At 70.3% G+C, this 23,958-nt stretch carries 20 protein-coding genes and 1 pseudogene; 18 read left to right on the top strand and 3 right to left on the bottom strand.

Features of this window, described 5'->3' with window-relative positions; translation table 11 throughout:
• Positions 1–58 precede the first annotated feature (58 nt).
• The 9 genes from ACYVF6_RS16195 to ACYVF6_RS16155 all read left to right on the top strand — a co-directional run bounded on the left by ACYVF6_RS16195 (position 59) and on the right by ACYVF6_RS16155 (position 8,452).
• The gene (locus tag ACYVF6_RS16195; RefSeq protein ID WP_460521947.1) at positions 59–1,246 is read left to right on the top strand and encodes an acetyl-CoA C-acetyltransferase; all 1,188 of its coding nucleotides are present in this window, start codon (positions 59–61) and stop codon (positions 1,244–1,246) included.
• Positions 1,243–2,238 (top strand): ArgK/MeaB family GTPase, encoded by a 996-nt coding sequence (gene meaB, locus ACYVF6_RS16190; RefSeq protein ID WP_460521945.1) that lies wholly within the window; start codon positions 1,243–1,245, stop codon positions 2,236–2,238. The genes ACYVF6_RS16195 and meaB overlap by 4 nt, the downstream gene beginning before the upstream one ends.
• A gap of 179 nt (positions 2,239–2,417) precedes the next feature.
• Positions 2,418–2,573 carry a hypothetical protein gene (locus tag ACYVF6_RS16185; RefSeq protein ID WP_460521943.1) on the top strand — a complete coding sequence of 52 codons (156 nt, stop codon included), beginning with the start codon at positions 2,418–2,420 and terminating at the stop codon, positions 2,571–2,573.
• Between the two features lie 80 nt (positions 2,574–2,653).
• Positions 2,654–3,220 (top strand): YdbT family protein, encoded by a 567-nt coding sequence (locus ACYVF6_RS16180; RefSeq protein WP_460521941.1) that lies wholly within the window; start codon positions 2,654–2,656, stop codon positions 3,218–3,220.
• Between the two features lie 367 nt (positions 3,221–3,587).
• Positions 3,588–4,523, top strand: a complete 936-nt coding sequence (locus tag ACYVF6_RS16175) for a phosphatase PAP2 family protein (RefSeq protein ID WP_460521938.1) — start codon at positions 3,588–3,590, stop codon at positions 4,521–4,523.
• Positions 4,524–4,918: 395 nt separating this feature from the next.
• Complete coding sequence (locus tag ACYVF6_RS16170; RefSeq protein WP_460521936.1) at positions 4,919–5,434, top strand: MarR family winged helix-turn-helix transcriptional regulator; 516 nt, start codon at positions 4,919–4,921, stop codon at positions 5,432–5,434.
• 118 nt (positions 5,435–5,552) lie between these two features.
• On the top strand, positions 5,553–7,229 hold the full coding sequence (locus ACYVF6_RS16165; protein WP_460521934.1) for an acyl-CoA mutase large subunit family protein: 1,677 nt from the start codon (positions 5,553–5,555) through the stop codon (positions 7,227–7,229).
• A gap of 135 nt (positions 7,230–7,364) precedes the next feature.
• Positions 7,365–7,970 carry a response regulator transcription factor gene (locus ACYVF6_RS16160; protein ID WP_460521932.1) on the top strand — a complete coding sequence of 202 codons (606 nt, stop codon included), beginning with the start codon at positions 7,365–7,367 and terminating at the stop codon, positions 7,968–7,970.
• Between the two features lie 86 nt (positions 7,971–8,056).
• On the top strand, positions 8,057–8,452 hold the full coding sequence (locus ACYVF6_RS16155) for a response regulator (protein ID WP_460521930.1): 396 nt from the start codon (positions 8,057–8,059) through the stop codon (positions 8,450–8,452).
• Here ACYVF6_RS16155 and ACYVF6_RS16150 read toward each other — a convergent pair.
• Positions 8,357–10,423: a sensor histidine kinase gene (locus tag ACYVF6_RS16150; protein WP_460521928.1), complete on the bottom strand. Its 2,067-nt coding sequence runs from the start codon at positions 10,421–10,423 to the stop codon at positions 8,357–8,359. The two genes, ACYVF6_RS16155 and ACYVF6_RS16150, sit on opposite strands and share 96 nt — an antisense overlap.
• 176 nt (positions 10,424–10,599) lie before the next feature.
• Between ACYVF6_RS16150 and ACYVF6_RS16145 the strand changes: the two genes are divergently transcribed.
• Both ACYVF6_RS16145 and ACYVF6_RS16140 read left to right on the top strand, forming a co-directional pair.
• Positions 10,600–12,477, top strand: a complete 1,878-nt coding sequence (locus ACYVF6_RS16145; protein WP_460521926.1) for a helix-turn-helix domain-containing protein — start codon at positions 10,600–10,602, stop codon at positions 12,475–12,477.
• A gap of 36 nt (positions 12,478–12,513) precedes the next feature.
• On the top strand, positions 12,514–13,107 hold the full coding sequence (locus ACYVF6_RS16140) for a hypothetical protein (RefSeq protein ID WP_460521924.1): 594 nt from the start codon (positions 12,514–12,516) through the stop codon (positions 13,105–13,107).
• 152 nt (positions 13,108–13,259) lie between these two features.
• Here ACYVF6_RS16140 and ACYVF6_RS16135 read toward each other — a convergent pair whose 3' ends face one another.
• Entirely contained in the window at positions 13,260–15,086 is a 1,827-nt protein-coding gene (locus ACYVF6_RS16135) for a ribonuclease catalytic domain-containing protein (RefSeq protein WP_460521922.1), read from the bottom strand.
• Between the two features lie 374 nt (positions 15,087–15,460).
• On the opposite strand from ACYVF6_RS16135, the gene ACYVF6_RS16130 reads away from it, so the two are divergent.
• The 5 genes from ACYVF6_RS16130 to ACYVF6_RS16110 all read left to right on the top strand — a co-directional run bounded on the left by ACYVF6_RS16130 (position 15,461) and on the right by ACYVF6_RS16110 (position 22,070).
• Entirely contained in the window at positions 15,461–17,008 is a 1,548-nt protein-coding gene (locus ACYVF6_RS16130) for a lysyl oxidase family protein (RefSeq protein ID WP_460521920.1), read from the top strand.
• Between the two features lie 78 nt (positions 17,009–17,086).
• Entirely contained in the window at positions 17,087–18,526 is a 1,440-nt protein-coding gene (locus ACYVF6_RS16125) for an FGGY-family carbohydrate kinase (RefSeq protein WP_460521918.1), read from the top strand.
• Between the two features lie 38 nt (positions 18,527–18,564).
• A complete protein-coding gene (locus ACYVF6_RS16120; protein ID WP_460521916.1) occupies positions 18,565–20,397 on the top strand; it encodes a DUF2207 domain-containing protein in 1,833 nt (610 codons plus the stop codon).
• Positions 20,394–21,389 carry a DUF2207 domain-containing protein gene (locus tag ACYVF6_RS16115; protein ID WP_460521914.1) on the top strand — a complete coding sequence of 332 codons (996 nt, stop codon included), beginning with the start codon at positions 20,394–20,396 and terminating at the stop codon, positions 21,387–21,389. Before ACYVF6_RS16120 ends, ACYVF6_RS16115 begins: the two co-directional genes overlap by 4 nt.
• Before the next feature lie 45 nt (positions 21,390–21,434).
• A complete protein-coding gene (locus ACYVF6_RS16110; protein WP_460521911.1) occupies positions 21,435–22,070 on the top strand; it encodes a histidine phosphatase family protein in 636 nt (211 codons plus the stop codon).
• A 15-nt stretch (positions 22,071–22,085) separates the two neighbouring features.
• Here ACYVF6_RS16110 and ACYVF6_RS16105 read toward each other — a convergent pair whose 3' ends face one another.
• The gene (locus ACYVF6_RS16105) at positions 22,086–22,691 is read right to left on the bottom strand and encodes a TetR/AcrR family transcriptional regulator (RefSeq protein WP_460521909.1); all 606 of its coding nucleotides are present in this window, start codon (positions 22,689–22,691) and stop codon (positions 22,086–22,088) included.
• A 116-nt stretch (positions 22,692–22,807) separates the two neighbouring features.
• Between ACYVF6_RS16105 and ACYVF6_RS16100 the strand changes: the two genes are divergently transcribed.
• Both ACYVF6_RS16100 and ACYVF6_RS16095 read left to right on the top strand, forming a co-directional pair.
• Positions 22,808–23,464: a DUF3159 domain-containing protein gene (locus ACYVF6_RS16100; protein WP_460521907.1), complete on the top strand. Its 657-nt coding sequence runs from the start codon at positions 22,808–22,810 to the stop codon at positions 23,462–23,464.
• Positions 23,454–23,958, top strand: a pseudogene (locus ACYVF6_RS16095) (hypothetical protein); the annotation flags it as partial. The gene ACYVF6_RS16100 and the pseudogene ACYVF6_RS16095, both read left to right, overlap by 11 nt.

The following is a 23,958-nucleotide window of genomic DNA, read 5'->3' as shown; positions in this document are numbered from 1 at the left end:
TGCCGTACGCTCCGGAGCGTCGGCCCAGGTCGGTGCTGTCACGACCTAAGGTGGTCATATGACATCGGTACTGGTTGCGGGCGCACGCACGCCGATCGGCCGGCTGCTCGGCGCGTTGAAGGACTTCTCCGCCGCGGATCTCGGCGGCATCGCCATCAAGGCGGCACTCGAACGCGCGGGCGTGACACCTGAGCAGGTGCAGTACGTCCTGATGGGCCACGTCCTGCAGGCCGGCGCCGGGCAGATCACAGCTCGGCAGGCCGCGGTCAAGGCCGGCGTACCCATGTCGGTGCCGGCGCTCACCATCAACAAGGTCTGCCTGTCCGGCCTCGACGCGATCGCGCTGGCCGACCAGCTGATCCGCGCGGGTGAGTTCGACCTCGTGGTCGCGGGCGGCATGGAGTCGATGACCAACGCGCCCCACCTGCTGCGCAACTCCCGTACCGGCGTGAAGTACGGCGACACCACGCTCGTCGACTCGATGCAGTACGACGGGCTCTGGGACGCGTTCACCGACGTCAGCATGGGTGAGCTGACCGAGAACCACAACGCGAAGCTCGGGCTCGGCCGCGAGGAGCAGGACGCGTTCGCCGCGCGCTCCCATCAGCTCGCGGCCGCCGCCATCAAGGACGGCGTGTTCGACAGCGAGATCACCCCGGTGTCCGTGCCGCAGCGCAAGGGCGACCCGCTCGTGTTCGACACCGACGAGGGCGTCCGGGCCGACACCAGCGCCGAGGTCCTGGCCCGGCTGCGTCCCGCTTACACCAAGGACGGCACGATCACCGCGGGATCGGCCTCCCAGATCTCCGACGGTGCCTGTGCGGTCGTGGTCGCCTCCAAGGAGACCGCCGAACGCCTCGGGCTGGCCTGGATCGCGGAGATCGGCGCGCACGGCGTGGTCGCCGGACCCGACTCGACGCTGCAGTCGCAGCCGGCCAACGCGATCAGGGCGGCCTGCGCGAAGGCCGGCATCCAGCCCTCCGACCTCGACCTGGTCGAGATCAACGAGGCGTTCGCCTCGGTCGCGCTCCAGTCCACCCGCGAGCTCGGCATCGACGAGGCACGGGTCAACGTCCACGGCGGCGCGATCGCCCTCGGGCACCCAATCGGCGCGTCCGGCGCCCGGATCGTCCTCCACCTCGCGCTCGAGCTGGCCCGGCGCGGTGGCGGGCTCGGCGCGGCCGCGCTGTGCGGTGGCGGCGGGCAGGGCGACGCGCTGATCGTCCGCGTACCGGCGGCTGTGTGACTCGCGACCGGCGCCGCTCCCGGCCGGTCGGTGAGCTGGTCGACGCCGCCCGTACCGGCGACGCCCGCGCCGTCGCGCGGCTGATCTCGCTCGTCGAGAGTGGCGGGCCGGAGTCCGCGGAGGTCCGCGAGATCGCCAGACTGCTGGCTCCGTACACCGGTGAGGCGGAGACGATCGGCATCACGGGCTCGCCGGGGGTTGGGAAGTCCACGCTGACGTCCGCCCTGGTGGGCGCGTACCGGAAGCAGGACCGCCGGGTCGGCGTGCTGGCGATCGACCCGACCTCACCGTTCTCCGGAGGCGCGCTGCTGGGCGACCGCGTACGCATGCAGGAGCACGCGACCGACCCCGACGTCTACATCCGCTCGATGGCCACCCGCGGGCACCTCGGCGGTCTGGCCGCGGCCACTCCGCAGGCGCTGCGGGTGCTGGATGCCGCCGGCTGCTCGGTGATCATCGTCGAGACCGTCGGCGTGGGGCAGTCGGAGGTCGACATCGCCGGGCTGGCCGACACCACGCTGGTGCTGGTCGCCCCGGGCATGGGCGACGCGATCCAGGTCGCCAAGGCCGGCATCCTCGAGGTGGGCGACGTCTACGTCGTGACCAAGGCCGACCGGGAGGGCGCCGAGCGGGTCAGCCGCGACCTGCGGCACATGCTCGGCCTGGCGCAACGCGACGCCGGCGACTGGCGGCCGCCGATCGTGCTCACCGACGCCACCACCGGAAAGGGCGTCCCGGAGCTGGTCGAGGCGGTTGGCCGACACCGGACGTACCTCACCAGCGGTGACGAACTGACCCGGGCCAGGACCCAACAGGCGCGGGCCGAGATCGAGGCGCTGGCGTTCGCGGCACTTCGGGCACATGCGGCGAAACTGCCCGGCGACGATCGGCTCGACACGCTGGCGCGCCGGGTAGTCGCCGGTGATCTTGACCCGTACACTGCGGCCGACGATCTGCTTGGTGCGGTTTCCGCCAGGGTAGGTATGCCTTAGCCCGTTGCTACCAACTGGCCAGGTATGTGTACAGGCGGAATCGTAAAGTAGGCAGAGAGTAGCCAAATCCCTGGAGGGGGACTTTCGCGGCGTGGCGGATTCCACCTACAGTTCTAGATGGGCTACAACATGCACGGAGCAGCAGAGCCCCGGGAGGAGACTCGCACGTGTCGCCAGGCGTGAAGAAGATCGTGACGTGGGTGGCAATCGCCTTTGTCGCGTTCTACTTGATCAGCAACCCTGAGGACGCAGCTGGTGCCATCCGTGGCATCGGAAGCTGGTTCGCCACGGGTTTCCAGGCCATCATCAGGTTCCTCACCTCGGTCTTCCAGTGAGCATGTTTCGATGGATCCGACGCACCTTAGGTGACCCGAGGATCGTCAAGCATCTCCTCGCCGATGAGGGCGAGGTCGTCGTGGACGAGGTGCGCCACCACTGGGTGGTGTACGTCTTACCCGTCCTCGAGTGTGTCCTCGCCCTGATTCTTCTCGTCGTGATGTTCGGGCTCAGCACCGACACGTTCTGGGTACCGTTCGCCGTGGCGATGGTGCTGTTCGGCCATGCCGGCTGGCAGGCGCTCGAGCAGCACATGGACCGCTTCGTCATCACGAACATGCGCGTGTTCCGTGTGAGTGGTGTGCTCACCAAGAAGGTCGCCACCACGCCGATCATGCGAATCCTGGACATCACGGTCGACAAGCCGTTCATCGGGCGGATTCTCGGCTTCGGTCACTTCATCTTCGAGTCGGCCGCGCAGGAGCAGGGCCTCCGCGACATCAAGTACGTCGGCCGGCCCGACCAGCGCGACCTCACCATCCAGCGATTACTCCAGCGTTCCGGCCTGCGGGCGACGGCCAAGGAAGCCGACGCCGAGGACGAGGCGCCCGACAAGCCGGCCAGTCCGCGCTACCGGGCGGGCGGCAAGAAGGCCGACCACCCACGCCTTGGCAACCGCCCGACGGCGCGCCGGTTGCCTCGCTGACTCTCTCAGCAGATCATCACTCTTCGTCACCGACCCAACGGGCGGCTGGGCTTGCGTATGCGTACACAAGCCCGGCTTGTCCGGGTCGGCTAGGCTGATTGCTAACAGAGAGTGTCGCGTTGGTGAACGTCGCGGACTATTTGTGAGTGTTTTGTCAAGGATCAGCGTCTGAGCTGGCCCTGACCACCACTGACGCGATAGAACCGAATATGCGAGGTTTTTCGCCCGCACCCATCACGTGGGTCGCTGCGGCAGGTCTCGTATGCTCGTAGGGTTGCCCGGGGGTTGACGGCTTGTCCTTTAGCCCTCGGCGATGTGCCCGTGCGGGTGGGTTCTACCAGGCCAGTGGGAAGGGAGTCGGCTCGAGATGCGAGGTCAGGTCTCGGATGTGAACCGGGACTTGTCGTCCGGGAACCGGTCACGTCCTCCGATCCTGTCGATCTTCCTGGCGATGGGCGTGATCGCGATCTTCGCCGACCTCGCGATGGGCGGAGTCCTGCTGAAGGTCGACGCGCTGGTCGCTGGCGTATGGACTTACCGCGGGCCTTACGACTACCCACTCGCCGACTTCCTCGACCCGATCGGACAGCGGCTCCTCTGCCTGCCGATCCTGTTCGGCGTGGCCTACTGGCTGTGCCGGCGGCTCAGCACGATCCGGCCGCTCGTCATCGCGGTCGGCGGCACGTTGCTGCTCAACTTCGTGATCGGCGTGGTCAAGATCGCCACCGAGCGGCAGAGCCCGCGCACCGGTGGGCCGGAGCTCTTCTCCGGCGACAACGTGCTGTTCCCGTCGGGGCACACCGCCAACGTGGTGTTCGTCTACGGCCTCGCGGTCGCGCTGCTGATCCGCTACGGCAAGGTCCGTCCCAGCACGCGCGCGCTGCTGGTCAGCGTGGTCGGTGCGCTGTTCGCGCTGATGACGGTGATCTCGATCTACCGGCACACGCACTGGTTCTCCGACCTGGTGGCCGGCGGCATGATCGCCGGTGGAGTGCTCGAGCTGACCCTCCGCGCCGACAGCGACTGGCCGCTGGTGCGCGGCTGGCTGAAGCGCACCATCGGCCCACTGTGGGCAGTCGTCGAGCTCGTGGTCGGCCGCCTCCGCCCGGTCGTGATCCGCCCCTCCGGCGGACCGTCGGTCGACAGCACCCGCCGAGCTCGGCGTGGCGTGACGACGCGGCAGCTGTGGCCGTCAGATGTCCGGACGCCCCAGGTGGGCGGCGTCGTCAACGGCCGCCGCTGGCCCCCGTCGTCCTGGCGTGACGACGATCGTGAGGCGAAGACGCCGGCCGGCCGGCCCTGACTCTGCCTGGCGGCCGCTGCCCGGCCGTCGCTCGAACGTGGCCTTGGCCAACGGCCGGTCGAACCTGTGGTGGGCCACGTGTGCCTCGGGTCTTGATCCGGCCCGCCCGCCCGCCCATCGGTCGACATCTTGCGTCCGGCACGGCATCAGATGGTCGGACGCCGCGAGTGGCTCGCCTGCGGCCATACGCCGACCATCTCGACCCAGCCACCCCGCCGCCGGGTGGCGTGTTCAGCGGTCGGCGTTGGAGGGGCTCGTGGGCTGCTGCCCAGACCGCAGCCGGCGGCCCGGGCAACTCCGCTACGTCGGCTCGGGGCCACGTATTCGGTAGCGCGCTGACCTCAGATGGTCGCACCGGAAGGTGCCGGACCCTCCTCGTCTAGGATTCGTTTTCGATGGTGAGACGAAAGGCGCTGCGCTTCGATCCGATCGAAGAGGCGGCACGGCAGTGGCGTAGCCACTTCGGCGCGGATTCGGCGGTCGACGCGATGCGCGCCGTCACTTCGTTGATGCGGGCGCAGCAGCTGGTGCTCGGCCGGCTGGATCAGAAGCTCAAGGCGTACGGCCTGACGTTCGCCCGTTATGAAGCGCTCGTCCTGCTGAGCTTCACCCGGGCCGGCAAGCTGCCGCTCGGCAAGATGGGGGAGCGCCTCCAGGTCCACCCGACGTCGGTGACCTCGATCGTGCGGCGGCTGGAGCGTGACGGCCTGGTGCGCCGCCTCCCGCATCCGGAGGACGGGCGGGGCGTGCTGGCGGAGATCACCGACGAGGGGCGTGAGCTGGTCGGCTCGGCCACCAAGGACCTTGTCGAGGACGACTTCGGGCTGAGCGCGCTCGACGATCCGAGCCTGGCAACCGTTCACGACCTGCTCACCAAGGTCCGCCGCGACGCCGGCGACTTCCAGGGCTGAGCCCAGCGCGCCGATTGGCCGAAATGCTCGCAGAGTGAGATAGTAGGACGTCCTACTATTTGGGTAGAGGGGTCTGCCCCACAAGGGCCGGCCAATCTCGAAGTGCATGGAGGATCCCATGAAGCCCGAGGACGTCGAGGCCGGACGTGAGCGCTGGCAGCGCCGCTACGAGAAGGCGCGCCGCGGCGACGACGCCCTGCACACCACGCTTTCCGGCGATCCGGTCGACCCGGTCTACGGCCCGGAGCCCGGCACCGCCGACCCGCGGCTGGAGCGGATCGGCTGGCCTGGCGAATATCCCTTCACCCGTGGCCTCTACGCCACCGGCTACCGCGGCCGGCCGTGGACGATCCGGCAGTTCGCCGGCTTCGGCAACGCCAAGCAGACCAACGCGCGTTACCGCCAGATCCTCGCCAACGGCGGGCACGGCCTGTCCGTCGCGTTCGACATGCCGACGTTGATGGGCCGCGACTCCGACGACCCGCGGGCGCTGGGCGAGGTCGGTCACTGCGGCGTCGCGATCGACTCCGCGGCCGACATGGACGTGCTGTTCGACAGCATCCCGCTCGCCGACGTCACCACTTCGATGACGATCTCCGGGCCGGCCGTGCCGATCTTCTGCATGTATCTCGTCGCCGCCGAACGCCAGGGCGCCGACATCGGCAAGCTCGACGGCACGTTGCAGACCGACATCTTCAAGGAATACATCGCGCAGAAGGAGTGGCTGTTCCCGCCGAACCCCCACCTGCGGCTGATCGGCGACCTGATGGAGTTCTGCGCGGCCGAGATCCCCGCCTACAAGCCGCTCTCGGTTTCCGGCTACCACATCCGCGAGGCCGGCTCGACGGCCGCGCAGGAGCTGGCGTTCACGCTGGCCGACGGCTTCGGGTACGTCGAGCTGGGGCTGTCGCGTGGGTTGGATGTCGACGTGTTCGGGCCGGGGCTGTCGTTCTTCTTCGACAGCCACATCGACTTCTTCGAGGAGATCGCGAAGTTCCGGGCCGCCCGCCGGATCTGGGCGCGGTGGATGCGCGACGTCTACGGCGCGCGGACGGAGCGGGCGCAGTGGCTGCGCTTCCACACGCAGACGGCGGGAGTGTCGCTGACAGCTCAGCAGCCCTACAACAACGTCGTGCGTACGGCGGTGGAGGCGCTTGCGGCTGTTCTGGGTGGCACGAACTCCCTGCACACCAACGCGTTGGACGAGACGCTCGCGCTGCCCTCGGAGCAGTCGGCGGAGATCGCGTTGCGCACGCAGCAGGTGCTCGCGGAGGAGACCGGCGTCACCAACGTGGTCGATCCGCTGGGCGGGTCGTGGTACATCGAGGCACTCACCGACCGCATGGAGGCTGAGGCGGAGCAGACCTTCGCGCGCATCCGCGAGCTGGGAAGCGACGGCACCATGACGTCCGGCCTGCTGCGTGGCATCGAGGAAGGCTGGTTCATGTCGGAGATCGCCGAGTCGGCGTTCCAGTACCAGCAGGCCTTGGAGAACGGCGAGAAGAAGATCGTCGGCGTCAACAGTCATGAAGCCTCTGTGACGAACGACATCGAGATTCTCCGCGTGAGCCACGAGGTCGAACGCGAGCAGTGCGCGGCGCTGGCCGAGCTTCGTCGTACGCGGGAGCAGGGCACGGTGGATGCGGCGCTCCGCAAGCTGGTCGAAGCCGCCCGCACCGACGCCAACCTCGTCCCGATCATGCTCGACGCCGCCCGCGCCGAAGCCACCCTCGGCGAGATCTGCGGGGCGCTGAAAACGGAGTGGGGGGAGTACCACGAGCCTGCCCGGTTCTAGGGCTGTTCCGCCGACGCGACGGGCGCGAGCGCGCAGCCCTCGCAGCGCGACTGACCACCCTGGGGCACTGGCGTCGTGGACGCGCCCGGCGACCGTGTCGCGAAAACCCTCGGCAGGTGCCTGAGAATGGTCGGCATGATCAGGATCCTGGTCGCCGAAGACATGCGAATCCTGCGGGACACCCTGGTGGCCGTGCTGAACCTCGAGGACGACATGGAGGTCGTCGCCGAGGTTGTGTCCGGTGACCGGATCGTCGCTGAGGCGCTCCGGTTCGGTCCCGACGTGGCCGTGCTCGACATCGAGCTGCCTGTCGTCGACGGGCTCACCGCCGCGGCCGAGCTCCATGCCGCGCTTCCCGGCTGCCGGGTCCTGATCCTGACCGGCCTCGGCCGCCCCGGGCATCTGCGGCAGGCGGTCGCGGCGCACGTCTCGGGGTTCATGCTCAAGGACTCGCCGTCCGACGAGCTGGTAGCCGCCGTACGCGAGGTCGCCAAGGGTGGCCGCGTGTTCGACCCGACGCTGGCGGTGGCCGCTCTGGAGACGGCGGTCAACCCGCTCTCGACGCGCGAGGTCGAGGTGCTCAGGGCCCACGCCGACGGCTCGTCGGCGGTCGAGATCGCGAGCGAGCTGCATCTGTCGTACGGCACCGTTCGCAACTACCTCGCGTCGGCGGTGACCAAGCTCGGTGCCCGCAACCGGGTGGACGCCGCCCGCATCGCGCGGGACGCCGGCTGGCTCTAGGCGGTGTGAGGCGGTGTGCATTCTGCATGCCGAGCTCGTGCCGGTGACACTGGCCGGGCGGTCCAGGATCCGCCGAGACTGGTGCCGTGCTCACACGGGTTCTGGTCGCCGAGGACGTGGATGTTCTCCGCGAGACGTTGGTCGCCCTCCTCGAACTGGAGGACGACCTCGAGGTGGTCGCCGAGCTCGGGTCCGGTGACCGGGTCCTGCCGGCCGTGCTCGAACACCATCCGGACGTTGCGCTACTGGACATCGACCTGCCGGTCGTCGACGGGCTGAGCATCGCCGCGGAGCTGCGCGATCGGCACCCTGCTGCCTGTCCCGTCCTGCTCCTCACCGGCCTCGCCCGGCCGGGCATCCTCGACCGCGCGCAGGCGGCCGGGGCGTCAGGGTTCCTGGTCAAGGACGGTCCGGCGGACCTCCTCGTCGACGCCGTACGCAGGATCGCCCGGGGCGAGCGCGTCTTCCCCGCCGGACGCTGACGGGGCGAGCGGCGCGCGTACGGTTAGCTCGAACCGCCCCGCGTCGACGCCTGCCGACAGCCGGCCGCCCACCACCGCGGCCCGGCCGGCCAGGTTGGTCAGACCGTGTCCGCCGCCCTGCCGGGAGTCCGCGGTGGAGGCACTCTCGGCACGCACGCCGTCGTTGGCGACCCGCAGGCGAACGTCGCCCTCGTCCAGGGTCAGCTCGATCTCGCAGCGGGTGGCCTCGGCGTGCCGCAGCACGTTGGTGACCGCCTCCCGGAGCACGGTGGCCAGCATCGGGTCGATGTTCTCGGGAAGTGCCCGGTCTGCCAGCTCGGCGCGTACTTCGACGTCCACGCCTGCGGACTCCAGTACGTCGCGGGCGGCTTCCAGCTCGTTGAGCAGGGAGACCTCGCCCTCGCCCGTGGTGACCGCGCGGAGATCGGCGCGGGCCTGCCCCGTCAGCCGCAGGATCGTCTCCAGTTCGCGGCCGGCCCTGGCATCGTCGCGGCCGATCAGCCTGGTGGCGAGGTCGCTCTTGAGCGCTACCGCGGACAAGCCGAGGCCGAGCAGGTCGTGGGTGTCCTGGGCGACGCGCTGCCGCTCCCTTTCCACGGCCGCGCGGGCCAGCTCCCGCCGGATCGCCTCGACCCGTTCGGTGAGGTCGGTCAGCCGGGACAACCCGTAGACCACGATGCCGGCCGTCGCGGCGGCTCCCATCTGGTACAGCACGGTGGCGTTGTCGGTGGCCACGGCGTAGACGCTGCGGTTGCCGATGCCGTAGTAGATGCCGAGCACGGGTAGGCCCCACGCCACGCCGACGCCTCCCACCACGCAGGCGAAGACGATCCAGCCCCAGCGGCGCGGCAACAACAGCAACGCGGAGCCGGCAGCGATACCGGCGAGCGTGAGGACGTTCCAGTCGTAGGCCGGAAGCCAGGCGAACGGCAGGAGGGTCTGGGCCGCGAGCGTCAGCGGCCATCCGCGCGGCCGGGCGTCGGCACGCCACCCGAGGCTGTGCTGGAGCTGCAGCGCCACCAGGACGACGATGGTGACGATCGCTCCAGCCACGGCGATTCCCGGGCCGCGCGCGACCAGGATGTTCGAGGTCAGGATCACGGCCTGGCCGCCAAGCACCACCGCGAGCGTCAACCGCGCCAGGCGCGGCGCGAGGCTGGCATCGGCCAGCCGAGGATCGGCATCCGCCTGCGGCCTGGCCTGGTCGGCGGCAACGGCCGTCCGGACCTGCTCGAGAGCCCGGCGGGCGGCACCCGCGACCTCGGCGAGCTGCGTGCGGGCCTGGTCGCGGCTGTCCGGCAGCGCGGTGAGCGCGGCCCTGGTGCGGCCCGCCACGACTTCGAGCTGGTCACCGATGGCCGTACGCAGGCGGTCGGCCGACCACTGGCGTTCGGCGGTGACGGCCAGCTCGGCGAGCTCGGTCCTGGCCGCGCGCAGGGCGACCACCAGATCGCCCAACCGGACCAACCCGAAGAACGCCAGCCCGGTGACCACCGGGGCGACCAGCATCCAGGTGTAGAACGCGGCCTTCGGACCGTCCCACGGAATGCCGAGGACGGCGATCCGCACGGCCTCGACCACGGCGATGGCACCGAACAACAGCCACGACCCCGGTGCGGCCAGCGTCAGCAGCACCAGGCCGGCCAGCAGCCCGGCGCCGGCGTTGATCCAGTGCTGGCCCAGCACCGCCAACGGTGCGTACGTCAGGACCAGCTGGACGGCCAGCAACCAACCGCGGTGCCTGGCCCACAGGGTGCGTCCACGCGGGATCGCGTAGAGCAGCGGCAGGACGAACAACGCCGCCAGCATCGCGCCGCCGGCGAGCCCACCCCAGTAGACGGCGTTGCCGAACCGCGTGAGCAACGTCAGGCCGAGGAACGCCACAGGGAACAGCAGGGCGAGCCCGTACGCCGGCGCCTCGCGCCCACCGTCGTCGTTCATCCGCACCTCCTCGCCGAACCTGCTCGGCATGACCATAAGCCCGCGACCGTCGGCGTGCGCGGGCGATGTGCAAAGTGCACACGGACGTGGGTGCAGACCCCACGGCGAACCGGTGATCGCGCGCACTGGTTGCGTCTTCGCAGGTCGGACCACACTGGCAGCACTTCAGAGAAGCCGAGCAAGACATCCGGTAAGCGGAGGCAGCCATGACAAGCAGCGTGCAGGTCATCCACGAGGAGTGGGCGACGGGACAGACGGGCCAGGAGCCGCCGAGGCGGCGACGGCGGGGTTGGGGGCGGTTCGCCCTCCACTACCTCGAGATGACGGTGGCGATGCTGGCCGGCATGGCCGTCCTCGGCGGCGCACTGCGTGGTGTCCTGGCGCTGGCCGGCGTGCCGTACTCGATGGACCGCCACCCGGTCCTGGTGACGCTGGAGATGGGCGTGACGATGGCGGCGGGCATGGCGGTGTGGATGCGCGTACGGCGGCACGGCTGGGCGCCGACGCTGGAGATGAGCCTGGCCATGCTGGCGCCAGCCGTAGCGGTCGGTGCCCTGATCCGAAGCGGGGTCGGCGCCGGAGCCCTGGATCACATGACGGCGATGACCGTGGAGCACACGACGATGTTCCTGCTCATGTTCGCGGTCATGCTGCGCCGCCGCGAGGAGTACCTGAGCCACCACGCTCACAACAGTGGACGGTTGGGGCGGGCGATGCGGAAGGCGCTGCGGAAGGCGCTGCCGGTGGTCGGCCGCGGCGTGGTCGTCCTGCTCGCCTTCCTCGCGATCCCGTCCGTGGTGTTCGCCGTCGGTTCCAAGGCCTACGGGCTGAGCCGGTACGCGCCGCCGCCGAGCAGCAGTGCCGCCGCAGTCGCCGCTGTCGCACCGCCGGCGTACGACGCGAGCAAGCCCACCGCGGTGGTCGTCGTGGGCAACGACGGCGCGAACGTCGCCGACACGCTCGTTCCGTACGACGTGCTGGCGTCGACCGGAGCGTTCAACGTCTACACCGTTGCCCAGGACCGCCGCCCGGTGCCGTTGCTGGGCGGGCTGGACCTGGTGCCGGACTTCAGCTTCGCCCAACTGGGGCGCCTGCTGGACGGCTCGGCGCCCGACGTGACGGTCGTCCCGGACATGCCGGTTTCGGAGGAGTCCGACGCCGAGGTGGCGGCGTGGCTGCGTAACACCGCGGACGACGGGCTGCTGCTGGGTGTGTGCACAGGCGCGCGGCTGCTGGCCGAGGCCGGACTGCTGGACGGGCGCGAGGCGACGTCGCACTGGTACCGGCTCGCCAAGCTGCAGCACGACCACCCGGCGGTCAAGTGGCAGCGCGGGCTGCGATACATCGACGACGGTGACGTGATCACCACGGGTGGCCTGCTGTCGTCGGTGGACGGGACCCTGCGCGTCGTCGAACGGCAGCTCGGCACCGACACCGCAGCCAAGGCCGCGGCTGCGGCAGGCTGGCGCTACTACTCGCCTGGCAGGGCAGCCACGATGCCGCAGTCCCACCTGACGCCGGCGAACGCCGTCACGCACGTGCTGAACGTCGGCTTCCGCGCCAACCACACCACCGTCGGGGTCGTGCTCGCCAACGGCGTCGACGAGCTCGAACTGGCCGCCGCGTTCGACCCGTACGCCGAGGGCAAGACCGCCAGGACGCTCGCCCTCACGGCAGACGGCGGCGCCATCCGTTCCCGGCACGGCCTGACCTTCGTCCCGCGGGCGGATCAGGGCGCGGTCGACACGGTCGACCGGGTGCTGGTCACCGGGACTGGCCGGGCGTCCGGCGTCGCGGCTGCCGCCGGCCGAGCGGACGTGCCCGTCACCTACCTGCACGAACGGAACGGCTTCGAGTTCGACCCGGCGATCGAGGAGATCGCCCGCACCATGGACGTGCCCACCGCCCGGTGGACCGCGAAGGTCCTGGAGTACCCGGCCTCGGGCCTGGACTCCTCCGGTCCCGACTGGCCGTGGCTGCTGGCCCTGCGTCCGCTCGGCCTGGGTCTGCTCGGCCTGCTGAGTCTGGCGCTCGCCGTCGGCCTGACCCGTGTCCTGCGGCGTAACCGCGTTACGTCGGCCTGATCGCAAACGCCCAACGGTTCTTGAAGGAGAAAGACGATGACCGCGACACCCGCCCAGATCACGCCGGCGAACACCCTGGTTTCGAGGCTCCGTACGCTGCTGCGCCGCTGGCCGGCGGCGGTAGGACTCGGGTTCGGTGCGTTCCTCGTTCTCGACGGTTCAGCGAACGTGGGTCTTGCGTACGTGCTGGCCGTGGCGGCGGTGATCTACCTCGCCGCGGCCGCGTTCGGGAAGGCGGCCGCCGCCTGGCCCGCGTTCCTCGCGGGCATCCTCGTCATCACGGTCGCGGACTTCGCAGGGCTCGGCGTCGCCGCGACGACGTGGATCCTGCTCGGACTCGGTGTCCCGGTAGCGGCCTACGGCCTCCTCCGCGGCGCGGGTCGTCCGGCGGCCGGGCTGCCGTTGCAGGCGGCGGCTGTGCTCGGTTTCGGTGCCGTGGCACTGGTCGCGCTGGTCGCCTCGCCGGTGGTGGGCAGCTACGTCGTGGCGTTCGGCCTGCTCGGCCACGCAGCCTGGGACCTCCACCACCACAGGACGAACACGGTCGTCGCCCGCTCCTACGCGGAGTTCTGCCTGGTGCTCGACACCGCCCTGGCCGCAACGATCCTCGCCGCGACACTCACAGCCTGAACCCACTGCCCGCGTGCTTCCGGTGAACCTCGACTCCAACGTTCTCCGCCCGCACGCGGGCGGCACCATGTCCGCGGTTTGGCAAGGACATCCAGTGGCCGGCGGTTGGCCTTTGTTCGGTCGCGCCGGCGGAGGCTGGGTATTGGCTGCCGTCAGTCGTCGGCTTCGGCGTCTTGTTGGCGGAGGAGGTCGAGCAGGGCGCCGGCCGCCGAGGCTTTGGCGATTGCCTTGCTGGGGCCGGAGCCGGCGCCGGTCAGGGATGCGTCGGTGCGGCCGTCGATGGCGCGGACGAGGCAGTCGTGGGTGGTTTCGTGGGGGGAGCCGGAGCTGGTGAAGGACCAGTCGAGCTCCCTCAGTTCGCCGACTTGGCTGAGCTCGTTGACTGCGGCGACCGGGTGGCCCTCGGGTAGTTGCCGGGCGCGGCGGCCGGGTTCGGCCGGGGCCGGCTGGTCGAGGTCGCGGGACTGGTCGGGGACGCCGGCGAGTGCGGCGATCAGGCCGAGCGCCGCTTGCTGCCGGGCCTCGCGCTTGTTGCGGGCCAGTCGCTGCGGCGAAGCCACCACACCGCCGCCTTCGCCGTCGGGAGAGGCCTTGCCGTCGAGGAGGGAGACCTGGACGGCGAAGCAGGGTCGTTCCGGTGAGCCGATGTCCTCGGTCTCCCATTCCAGCTGCCCGGCCTCGGCGAGCTGTGTGTACATCGTGACCAGCGTGATCGAGTGCGACGGCTCGTCGGCCGCCCACTGGGCCACGCGGTCGCGGACGGAGCTCCAGCGTGGGCCGCGGGTGAAGAACAGCGCGTAGCACGCGTCGCGCGGGGTGAGGACGCCGTTGTCCGTACGGCGGACGATCTCGTCGACGATCTCGGGGGAGTAGCGGTTCTCGCCGATCGCGACCTTCACGACGCGGTGGAACTCGTCGGCGTCCAGGCTGCGCAGCACGCCCTCGGCGAGCTTCTGCCGGGCGTCGTCCTTGGCCGCCGCGCGCAGGCGGTCGGCCTGGCGGCCACGCCAGCGCCGCAGCTGCAGGTTGGCCTCCTCGGCGTACGCGGCCAGGTCGTCCTGCTTGTACGGACTGGGCTTCCCGGCCGCCGCGGCCAGCAGGACGCGCTGGTTCACCAGGTCGGGGTAGCGCCGCAGCGGCGAGGTCACATGGGTGTACGCGAGCAGCCCGAGGCCGTAGTGCCCGCCGACGTATGGTGCGTAGGCCGCCGGCTTCAGCACCAGCGCCAGCCGCTGCCGCACCGACTCCAGCCGGGCACCCACCGGCTCGGCCTCGACCGCCGCCAGGTCCTCCAGCAGCTCCTCGCGCGGTGGCGCGACCGCGGACACCCGGTGGTTGCGGAACAGGATCGGCAGCTCCCGCTCGACGCACCAGTGGGCGGCGGCCTCGTTGGCGGCGATCATCAGTTCCTGGACGATGACGTAGCCGGCGTTCCGCTCGTTCATGCCGAGCTGGACGACGTTGCCCTCCTCGTCGGTGGCCCAGCCGCGGCTGAGCTCGTAGACCGCGAGTGCGCCGCCCGCCCGCCGCCGGTTGAGCAGCAGGCTCGCGAGCCCCTGCGCATCGGACAGCATTTCGTGTTGCGGGCTGGCGGGATCCTCGATCGCGTCCGCCGCGGCGGAGTAGCTGAGCGCCACGGGGTGCTCGAGCCAGCCGTTCGACACCTCGATCGAACGAGTGGAGCCGTCGAGCTCGACGTGCATGGAGATCAGGCAGGTGGGTTTGGGCTCGCCGGCCGCCAGCGAGCCGGCCCGTTCGAGCTCGTCGGGCAGCATCGGGATGGTGCTGTTGGGGAGATATCGGGTGCGGCCGCGCCTGCGGGCCCGGCGGTCGGCACTGCTCCCAGGCGGGACGAGCCGAGCCACGTCGGCGATGTGGACATGCGCGACGAACCCGTCGTCGACCCGCTGGACGTGGATGGCGTCGTCGCGGTCGGCGGAGTCCGGGTTGTCGATCATCACTCCCGTCGTGCTCTCCACGGAACTGATTGTTCACCGTCCGATGCGGCCTGTGCATCCGGCGTCCTGATCCTGGACATCGGCGCGTCACCGGAAGGCGACAAACCAGGCCAGAAGACGCTCAGGCCAGTGGCGCGCGGAGGTTGTCCGACATCGGTCCAGAACGGGCGCATCGCCTCCTCGAGCGAGCACGTTCAGCGCCTGCCAGTGCCGGCGGGCGACCCGCTGTTCGGTGAGAGCACGGTCGAACGCCGACTCGATCAGGCCGTCTCCTGAGAACTGGTCACGGTTTTACCGATTCGCGCGCAACGCTCGGACCGCCCCCCGTCGTCCTGTAGGGCAGGTGGCCGCGGCGTCTGGTTCGCGGCCTGCAAACGACCTTGGGGGGTCGATTCATGCCTGTACAGACCCGCAAGTCCCGCAAGAGACCGGTGGCTGTCGTGGCCGCGCTGGCGTTGGCCGCGACGACACTGGGCGGCATCGGCGCGGCATCCGCCGGTGCGGCAACCACCGAGCCACCGCTGCGCCTGGTCGCGGCGTCCAGCTCGGTCACGCTGGACCGGTTCCCGGAGGAGGGCGTCTACCTCGACCTGCCGGTGCACCTCGTCGCCGGCGCGAATCCGTTCGAGATCTGGGCCAAACGGACCTCGTACTCCGAGCCGATCACCGCGAGCAAGGCGGTCTGGCGCAACGGCAGGAAGCGGTTCGTGCCGCTGCCCGCCGGCCTCGTGCGCGACTTCGGAGGACTGTCCGACTTCACCCACGTCACGATCACCAACGCCGACGGCGACGTCGTGGCCGACCTGGACAGGACGTTCTGTCCGAACAATGAGGCGGTTCGCACCCGCCCGGACGCGCCGGACCGCTCGCCGTATCCGGCCGGCTGCTCGGGCTGGAACCCGTTCACGATCGGCTCGGTGTGGGGTCTGCAGAGCGGCTGGGGCGCGAAGGCGGAGGGCGAATGGTGGGACTCCGCCCCGCTCGACCTGCCCGACGGCTCCTACACCGCGACCGTCAGCGTGAACGAGCAGTACCGCGAGCTGTTCGGCGTACCGGCGAACCAGTCGTCGGCGACGATCGCGATGACCGTCCGGACGTCGGACTGCGGCGGTCCGTTCGGCTGCCTCACCGCGAAGCAGCAAGCGGCCAAGCAGCATGCCGCCACGCAACGGGCACGATCCAAGGCCCCGCAGCCCGCCGCGAGCCGGCCGACCGGCAAGGGAAGCGTGCCGAAGGGACCCAAGCCCGACCTGCGGTCATTGCCGGCCTGGAACATCGTGCTCACCGACGGAAGCGACGACGAGGACGAGGGTGCCGACGAGCCCACCGGCGACTACCTCACGTTCAACGCCACGGTCTGGACCGGCGGCACGTCCCCGATGGTCGTCGACGGGTTCCGGCGTTCCGGCGAGGACATCATGGACGCCTACCAGTACTTCTACGACAGCGCCGGCAACCAGACCGGCTACGCCCAGGTCGGCACGATGGAGTGGGACGCCCGCGACGGCCACACCCACTGGCACTTCACCGACTTCGCGCAGTATCGCCTGCTCGACGAGAACAAGCAGCTCGCGGTACGCAGCGACAAGGAGGCTTTCTGCCTGGCCAACACCGACGCGGTCGACTACACCCTGCCGAAGGCGAACTGGCGGCCGGACAACACCGACCTGCACACCGCGTGCGGCGACTACGGCTCGCTGGCGGTACGTGAGGTGCTCGACGTCGGCTCAGGTGACACGTACTCGCAGTACCTGCCCGGCCAGTCGTTCAACGTCACCGACCTGCCCAACGGCACGTACTACGTCGAGGTCTCGGCGAACCCGGACCACCGGCTGTACGAGCAGGACCTGACCAACAACGTCTCCTACCGCAAGGTCATCCTCGGCGGTGTGGCCGGCGCCCGCACGGTCGAGGTGCCGCCGTACGAGGGCATCGAGGGCTGACCAGAGGCTGACCGGAGCCTGACGTTATCCACAAGCGCTGACGCGGCCACGCGGGTGCTCGTGCGAGGATCGATTGCCGTGGACAGACTTTGGCTGGGCATCGACCTCGGCACGCAGAGCGCTCGCGTGGTCGCGGTGGCCGACGACGGCGAGGTGCACGCGCGCGCCGGCGTCGCACTGACCAGCCGGCGCGACGGCGTGCACCACGAGCAGGACCCCGAGGACTGGTGGTCGGCCGTCGTGCGCGCGGCGCAGGTCGTCACCCGTGAGATCCCCGCGGAGCAGATCGCCGGCGTCTCGGTGTGCAGTACGTCCGGCACGGTGCTGTTCGTCGAGGCTGACGGAGCCGAGCCGGCCCGGCCGGTGAGCCCGGCACTGATGTACGACGACGGGCGGGCGGGGGACTACGCCACGCGTGTGGTGGCCGAGCCCGCCGACGGCTGGGCCCGGGCGGGCGCCCGGCCGCAGACGTCCTGGGGCCTGGCGAAGGCACTGTGGCTGCTCGACAACGCCGACATCCCTGCCGGCGCACGGCTTTCCCATCAAGCGGATCTCGTCAACGCCCGCCTGACAGGCGCGCTCGTCGCCACCGACTGGAGCCACGCGCTGAAGACCGGCGTCGACCTGACCACCGGCGACTGGCCGCTGGAAACCCTTGCCCGGTTGGGCTTGCCGGCCGGCCGGCTGCCTCCCGTCGTCGCTCCGGGCGCGCGACTCGGCCTGGTGGGTGCGCACGCCGCCGAAACGACCGGCATCCCCGCCGGCGTTCCCGTCTTCGCCGGCCTGACCGACGGCTGCGCGGCCCAGGTCGCGTCCGGCGCCCTCAGCGAAGGCGAGTGGAACTTCGTCGTCGGCACGACGCTCGTACTCAAGGGCACCACCGGGCAGCCGCTGGCCGATCCGAGCGGTGCGGTCTACTCCCATCGCAGCCCCGACGGCTCGTGGTGGCCGGGTGGCGCGTCCAGTTCCGGCGCGGGCGCGCTGGCCGAGCAGTTCGAAGGGCGCGACCTAGCCGCCCTCGACCAGGCCGCCGCCGAACGTGAGCCCGCGCCCTGCCTGACCTATCCGCTGGTCGGCAGCGGCGAGCGATTCCCCTTCGTACGCAAGGACGCCGAGCCGTTCACGATCGGCGAGCCGCGCGACGAGATCGACCGCTACGCCGCGATCCTGCAGGGCGTCGGCTTCGTCGAACGGCTCTGCCTCGAACACGTACAGGCGCTGGGTGCGCCGATCGCGGGCAGCGTGCGACTGACCGGTGGCGCGACGGCCAGTGCGTACTGGAACCAGTTGCAGGCCGACATCATCGGCCGCGAGGTAGCCGTGCCGGCGACCGCCGACAGCGCGTTCGGCATGGCCGTGGTGGCGGCGGCGAGCGCGTACGGCTCGCTGGCCGCGGCGGCCGCGGCACTGGTCAGGGTCCGGCACGGTTTCCAGCCGCGGCCCGAGGTCGCCGCCCGGCTGGACGAGGCCTACGACCGTTGGAGGAACGAGCTCCGGCGTCGAGGGTGGTTGGAGTGATGATGCGCTGTCGGGGGACCGGGAGGGGAACGATCGTGATGAAGCGAATCGTCGCGGGAGCGGCCGCGGCACTCGTGCTGGCGCTGGCGTCCGGCGGCGCGAGCGGTGTGGCGTACGCCGACGAAGGCGAGTCGATCGAGCAGTACCGCATCGACTACGACATCAAGGCCGATGGCGTCGTCCACGTCAAGGAGGACTTTCGCTACAACTTCAGCGGAAGCGAGCACCACGGTCCCGAACGGCTGATCTCGACCCGCGAGCAGGCCGACAAGGACAACGATCGGGTCTACACGATCAGCAACGCGACCGCCAGCAGCCAGACGTCGGCTCCGGACGACGTCGACGTCTCCGCCCTCGGTGACGAGACGCGGATCCGGATCGGTGATCCCGGCGTCACGGTGTCCGGCCAGCAGCAGTACACCCTGGAGTACGACATCAAGGGCGGCCTCAACTCCGTCGACGGGCACGGCGAGCTGTTCTGGGACGCGGCCGGCCCCGACTGGGACGTTCCGATCGAGGGCCTGACGGTGACCGTACGCGCGCCGGGCGCGGGAATCTCCAAGCAGCGTTGCCTGTTCGGCGAGCCCGGCAGCAAGGACCCGTGCGACGACGGAACGTTGTCGGGCAGCGAAGCGACGTTCGAGCAGGCGCGGGTCGACCCGGGCGAGGTGCTCACGGTCGTCGCCGCGTTCTCGCTCGACGACGTGACCGTGCCCGCGCCCGTGCTCATCGACCGCGTCACCACGGCCGACTACTTCGCGCTGACGCCGCTCACCGGTGGGGTCTCGGCCGGCCTGCTGGTGGTCGGCCTGGTGCCGTTTGTCCTCTCGCTGCGTGGCAGGCGTGACCTGCGGTACGCCGGCGTGACTCCCGGGTTGCTGCCGGCGACAGGCGTCGCGGCGGCGACGGAGCCCGCGCCGTCGGAGCGGTCGGAGGACGCCGCTGTCCAGTTCGCCCCGCCGGCAGGGATCTCGCCGGGCGAGGCGGGTGTGCTGCTGCGCCGCAAGACCACGACCGTCGAGACCACCGCGACGCTGATCGACCTCGCCGTACGCGGCTACCTGCACATCGACGGCAGCCGGGGCGACTGGACGCTGACCGCGTTGCACCCACCCGACAACCACCTTCGCCCGCACGAGCTGGCGTTGCTGAACGGGCTGTTCGCGGGTGGCACGACGACATCGCTGGGCTCGAGCTCGCGCAAGCTGGCCGGTGCGGTCAAGCAGGTCAACACCGCGCTCGGACGCGAGGCCAAGGACCGCGGGTGGTACCGCAAGCTCTCAGGTGGGGCGAGCATTCCGATCCCGCTGATCATCTTCCTGTGCTTTTTCTTCTTCATCTTCAGCATGCCGTTCTTCGCCATCATGTCCGGACTGGGCGCGGCGTTCCGGGCCGGCCTGGTCGTGGTCGCGCTCGTCCTCGCGATCCTGCTGATCGTCGTTTCGCTGTTCCTGCGGCGGCGCAAGGGCCGGCTGCCCGAGGGCTACGCGGCGTACTACCAGGTGCTGGGGTTCAAGCGCTATCTCGAGACCGCGGAGGCCGACCAGTTGCGGTTCGAGGAAGGTGAGAACATCTTCAGCCGCTACCTGCCGTGGGCGATCGCGTTCGGGCTCACGCATCGCTGGGCGCAGGTCTGTGAACGCCTTGCCCAGCAAAGCCGGATCCCGCCGGACGTCGATTGGTACCACGGCAGCAATGCCTGGTCGTATGCTGGCTTCAGCAGCTCGTACGCTTCGCTGCACGGCACCGTCAACACGGCGCACAGCGCGGCCAGCTCGTGGTCGTCCTCGTCGTCGGGTGGCGGCAGCGGCTTTTCGTCCAGCTCTTCCTCTGGCGGCGGGGGAGGTGGGGGAGGCGGTGGCTCCTGGTGACGACCTACGTCGTCCTGCTCGGTGTACTGGCGTTCGGCGGGCTGCTGCTCTCGCGGGCACTGCTCGCCCGTCGTGACCATCGCTATGCCGGCCTGATCCCGGGCCAGCTGCCAGCCGCGGGGGACGGGTCGGCGGTCGAGGCGGCCCGGGCCGAACGCGCGATCGATGTCGAGGTGCGGTGCGTGCCGCCGGCTGGGATCTCGCCGGGTGAGGCCGGCGTGCTGCTGCGCCGCCGCACATCGCCGGCCGACGTCCGGGCGACGCTGATCGACCTGGCGGCGAGAGGTTACGTGCGCGTCGAGGAGACCGTCGACGACCGGACGCTGACGGTGGGGCGCCCGGCTGACGCCGACCTGCTTCCGCACGAGCGGGCCTTGTTGGCTTCGTTGTTTCCCAACACCGACACCGTGCGGCTGAGCACGAGCGAGCGCTTGCTGACCCAGGTGACCGAGGATGTCGAGGACGCGCTGGCCCGGTCCGCCGTCGAGCGTGGCTGGTACCGGAGGATGTCCGCCGGCAGGTTTCCGGTCGCGATGGTGGTCTTCGTGGTCGTGTTCAGCCCCGTCCTCGCCATACCCGTCGTGCGTGTCCTCGCGCCTGCGCTCGAAGTGGCGGGCATCGACGACGACCGTACGGTCGGCACTCTGCTCCTGCTGTCCGTCCCGGCGGTGGCGGCGATGTTCCTGCGCGGGCGGACGGGCCGGCTGCCCGCGGGTTATGCCGCACACCATCAGGTGCTGGGATTCAAGTGCTATCTCGAGACCGCCGGACCCGCTGTCCTCGAGCGCTACCTGCCATGGGCGGTCGCGTTCGGGCTCACGGCCGCTAGACGATCTATTCCAAGGGGTCGCCTGACGCGCGACGCCTGGCATCCACGCTGGCTGCGTTGTCGTCGATCGCCGGAGGCCCCTCCTGGCTCCTCCTCCGGCTGTGCCCAACCCCCACGAACGGCGCCATGCGCCGCGCGCTTGACCGGCGACCCCTTGGAATAGATCGTCTAGCGCGTCGCTCGACTGGCATGGGGTAGAAAGCTGGTTGTGACGAACAACGCGGTGACAGTGGTCTTTGTCCGGCATGGTGAGACGCCCCAGCATGCGGAGAACCGATACGTCGGGCGCAGTGACGTACCGCTGACTCCGCGCGGGCACGAGCAGGCGGCCGCGCTTGCCCTGTGGGCGAAGCAGGCCGGGCTGACCGGGATCTGGAGCTCACCGCTGCGCCGCGCGCGTGAGACGGCCGAGCCCTCGGCGGCCGCGGCCGGGCTGGAGGTGCGCGTCGACGACCGGCTGGTCGAGCTCGACTTCGGGCAGGGCGAAGGGCTTACCAGCAAGGAGATGCGCGAGCAGTTCCCCGAGGCTCGGGCGGCGTTCGAGGACGATCCGTACCACAACCCGCTACCCGGCGGCGAGCGTCCGGCGCTGGCGACGGCGCGCGTACGGCAAGTGCTCGACGAGCTCGGCAACGGCGTGGGCGGTGAGAAGGTGCTGGTCGTGGCGCATGGCACGTTGTTGCGGTTGTTGCTGTGCGACGTGTTCGGCGTCGACCCGGATCGCTATCGGCACGCGTTTCCTGATGTACACAACACTTCGGGGGCGGTGTTGCGGCTGAGCCCGGAGCGGGGCTGGGGGCTGGTGGCCTGGAACGCGCCGCTGGTCGCTGACTCGCCGTTCTGAGGCGGGCAAAGCTCCCTAGCTGTGTGCCTTGACCAGGGGCAGGAACACCTGGTCGACGATCTCCTCCAGGACCGCGGCCGGTGCCTCGGAGACGCCGTGGACGGCGTATTCGTTGCGCAGCAGGTCGACCGCGACCGTCGCCACTCGCGGGGTCATCGCATCCGGGCCGGCTTCGCCGCGGGCAACCGCACGGGCCAGGACGGTCAGCCAGGGGCCGAGGCCGGCGTTGGCCAGTTGCTCGCGCACTTCCCGGATGAGCTCGGGGTCGGTCGGGAGGTCGGCGAGCAGCTCGCGCAGGATCGCGCCCACCGGTGATGACAACCGCGCGTTGCCACGGTTGAGCAGCGCGAGCGCGTCCGAACGTAGCGACCCGGTGTCGGGCGTTTCCTCCGGGGCGGTCGGAAGCATCCGCCGGTACGCCGCCACGCACAGCGCTGCCCGATTGGGCCAGCGCCGGTAGATCACGTTCTTCGCGGTGCCCGCACGTTCGGCCACGCCGTCCATCGTGAGGTTGCGGTAGCCGACCTCCACCAGCTCATCGATCGCCGCCCGCAGGATCGCCTCCTCCAGCGCCGCCCCGCGCCGCCGGGTGGCCTTGGTGGTCTGGTGGTCCGCAGCCATGCTTCCTCCCGTATTAGATACCACAAGTATTTTACCTCACGTTGACCTGTGCATGTCCAGTGGACCAATAAGCTACTTGTCGTATCTTATTCGAAGACATGCTGAGAGAGGTTTCCATGGACAAGCGCAAGCTCCTGCTGGGACTGCTGTGGGACGTCGGCGTTCCGGCCGTCGTCTTCTACGCGGCCCGGGCACTCGGCGTCGACGCGCTGCCGGCACTGGCAGCGGGCAGCGCGGCCGCCCTGCTCCGGGTGGCCTGGGTGGCGGTCGTGAGGCGACGGCTGGACGGGCTGGCCGGCATCGTCGGCGTCAGCTTCGGGCTGCTGCTCGTCGTCTCGTTGCTCACCGGCGATCCGCGGATCCTGCTGGTCAGGGAATCGGTCCTGTCCGGTGCCGCCGGGCTGCTGATGACCGGGTCCTGCCTGCTCGGCAGGCCGCTGGTGTACGCCGTCGCTCGCCGTTTCATGGACGGCTCCGGCAAGCAGGAGGTGACGGCACAGTGGGACGAACGGTGGCGCACTCAGCCGGCGTTCCGGCGGCACTTCTTCGTGCTGAGTGCCGTCCCTGGCGTCGTGCTGCTCGCCGAGTCCGTCGTTCGCGTGGTGCTCGTCTACTCGTTGCCGGTCGACGTGATGGCGGGCCTGACCACCGTGCTGCACCTCGGCACGATCGGGCTGCTCGTGGGTTGGCTGCTGTGGTACCGAACCCGGCGGCGGGCCGCTGACGCCGGCTCGGCGGCTCAGGTGGCTGGGGAGCCGACCCGTGCGCGGTAAGGGCGTCTACTACGACACCGGCACGCGCATGTCGTCCGGCTGGACGCGAGAGGTGTTCGACCGGGAGACAGTCAAGCGCGAGCTCCGGGTCATCGCCGACGACCTGCACTGCAACGCCGTACGCATCACCGGCAGCGAACCGGACCGCCTGGCCGCCGCCGGTGAGCAGGCGGCCGAGGCCGGGCTCGAGGTCTGGCTCGCGCCGTTTCCGTGCGACCTCACCGCCGAGCAGTTGCGGCCGCTGTTCACCGAGTGCGCCGATCGGGCGGAAGCCATTCGCGAGCAGGGTGCCGAGGTCACGCTCGTCATCGGCGGCGAGCTGAGCCTGTTCGCCCGCGGCTTCCTGCCAGGCGACAACTTCTTCGCGCGGCTGGGGCTGTTGAGAGAGCGCGGGCCGGAGTTGCCGCAACTGCTCCAAGCGGTGCCGGCCAAGCTCAACGCGTTCCTGGCCGAGGCGGCCGGCGCCGTCCGCGCCAGGTTCGCCGGCAGGCTCA

Source organism: Flindersiella endophytica (assembly GCF_054779015.1).
The sequence above is the reverse complement of the archived record's forward strand: the minus strand, read 5'-3'. Positions and strand labels throughout refer to the sequence as shown.

What these genes read in the sequence shown, in the direction of transcription:
- ACYVF6_RS16195 (WP_460521947.1), top strand. Translation starts at nt 59, where the DNA reads ATGACATCGGTACTGGTTGCGGGCGCACGCACGCCGATCGGCCGGCTG.
- ACYVF6_RS16175 (WP_460521938.1), top strand. Translation starts at nt 3,588, where the DNA reads ATGCGAGGTCAGGTCTCGGATGTGAACCGGGACTTGTCGTCCGGGAAC.
- ACYVF6_RS16140 (WP_460521924.1), top strand. Translation starts at nt 12,514, where the DNA reads ATGACCGCGACACCCGCCCAGATCACGCCGGCGAACACCCTGGTTTCG.
- ACYVF6_RS16120 (WP_460521916.1), top strand. Translation starts at nt 18,565, where the DNA reads ATGAAGCGAATCGTCGCGGGAGCGGCCGCGGCACTCGTGCTGGCGCTG.
- ACYVF6_RS16150 (WP_460521928.1), bottom strand. Translation starts at nt 10,423, where the DNA reads ATGCCGAGCAGGTTCGGCGAGGAGGTGCGGATGAACGACGACGGTGGG.
- ACYVF6_RS16105 (WP_460521909.1), bottom strand. Translation starts at nt 22,691, where the DNA reads ATGGCTGCGGACCACCAGACCACCAAGGCCACCCGGCGGCGCGGGGCG.
- ACYVF6_RS16165 (WP_460521934.1), top strand. Translation starts at nt 5,553, where the DNA reads ATGAAGCCCGAGGACGTCGAGGCCGGACGTGAGCGCTGGCAGCGCCGC.
- ACYVF6_RS16170 (WP_460521936.1), top strand. Translation starts at nt 4,919, where the DNA reads ATGGTGAGACGAAAGGCGCTGCGCTTCGATCCGATCGAAGAGGCGGCA.
- ACYVF6_RS16145 (WP_460521926.1), top strand. Translation starts at nt 10,600, where the DNA reads ATGACAAGCAGCGTGCAGGTCATCCACGAGGAGTGGGCGACGGGACAG.
- ACYVF6_RS16100 (WP_460521907.1), top strand. Translation starts at nt 22,808, where the DNA reads ATGGACAAGCGCAAGCTCCTGCTGGGACTGCTGTGGGACGTCGGCGTT.
- ACYVF6_RS16160 (WP_460521932.1), top strand. Translation starts at nt 7,365, where the DNA reads ATGATCAGGATCCTGGTCGCCGAAGACATGCGAATCCTGCGGGACACC.
- ACYVF6_RS16130 (WP_460521920.1), top strand. Translation starts at nt 15,461, where the DNA reads ATGCCTGTACAGACCCGCAAGTCCCGCAAGAGACCGGTGGCTGTCGTG.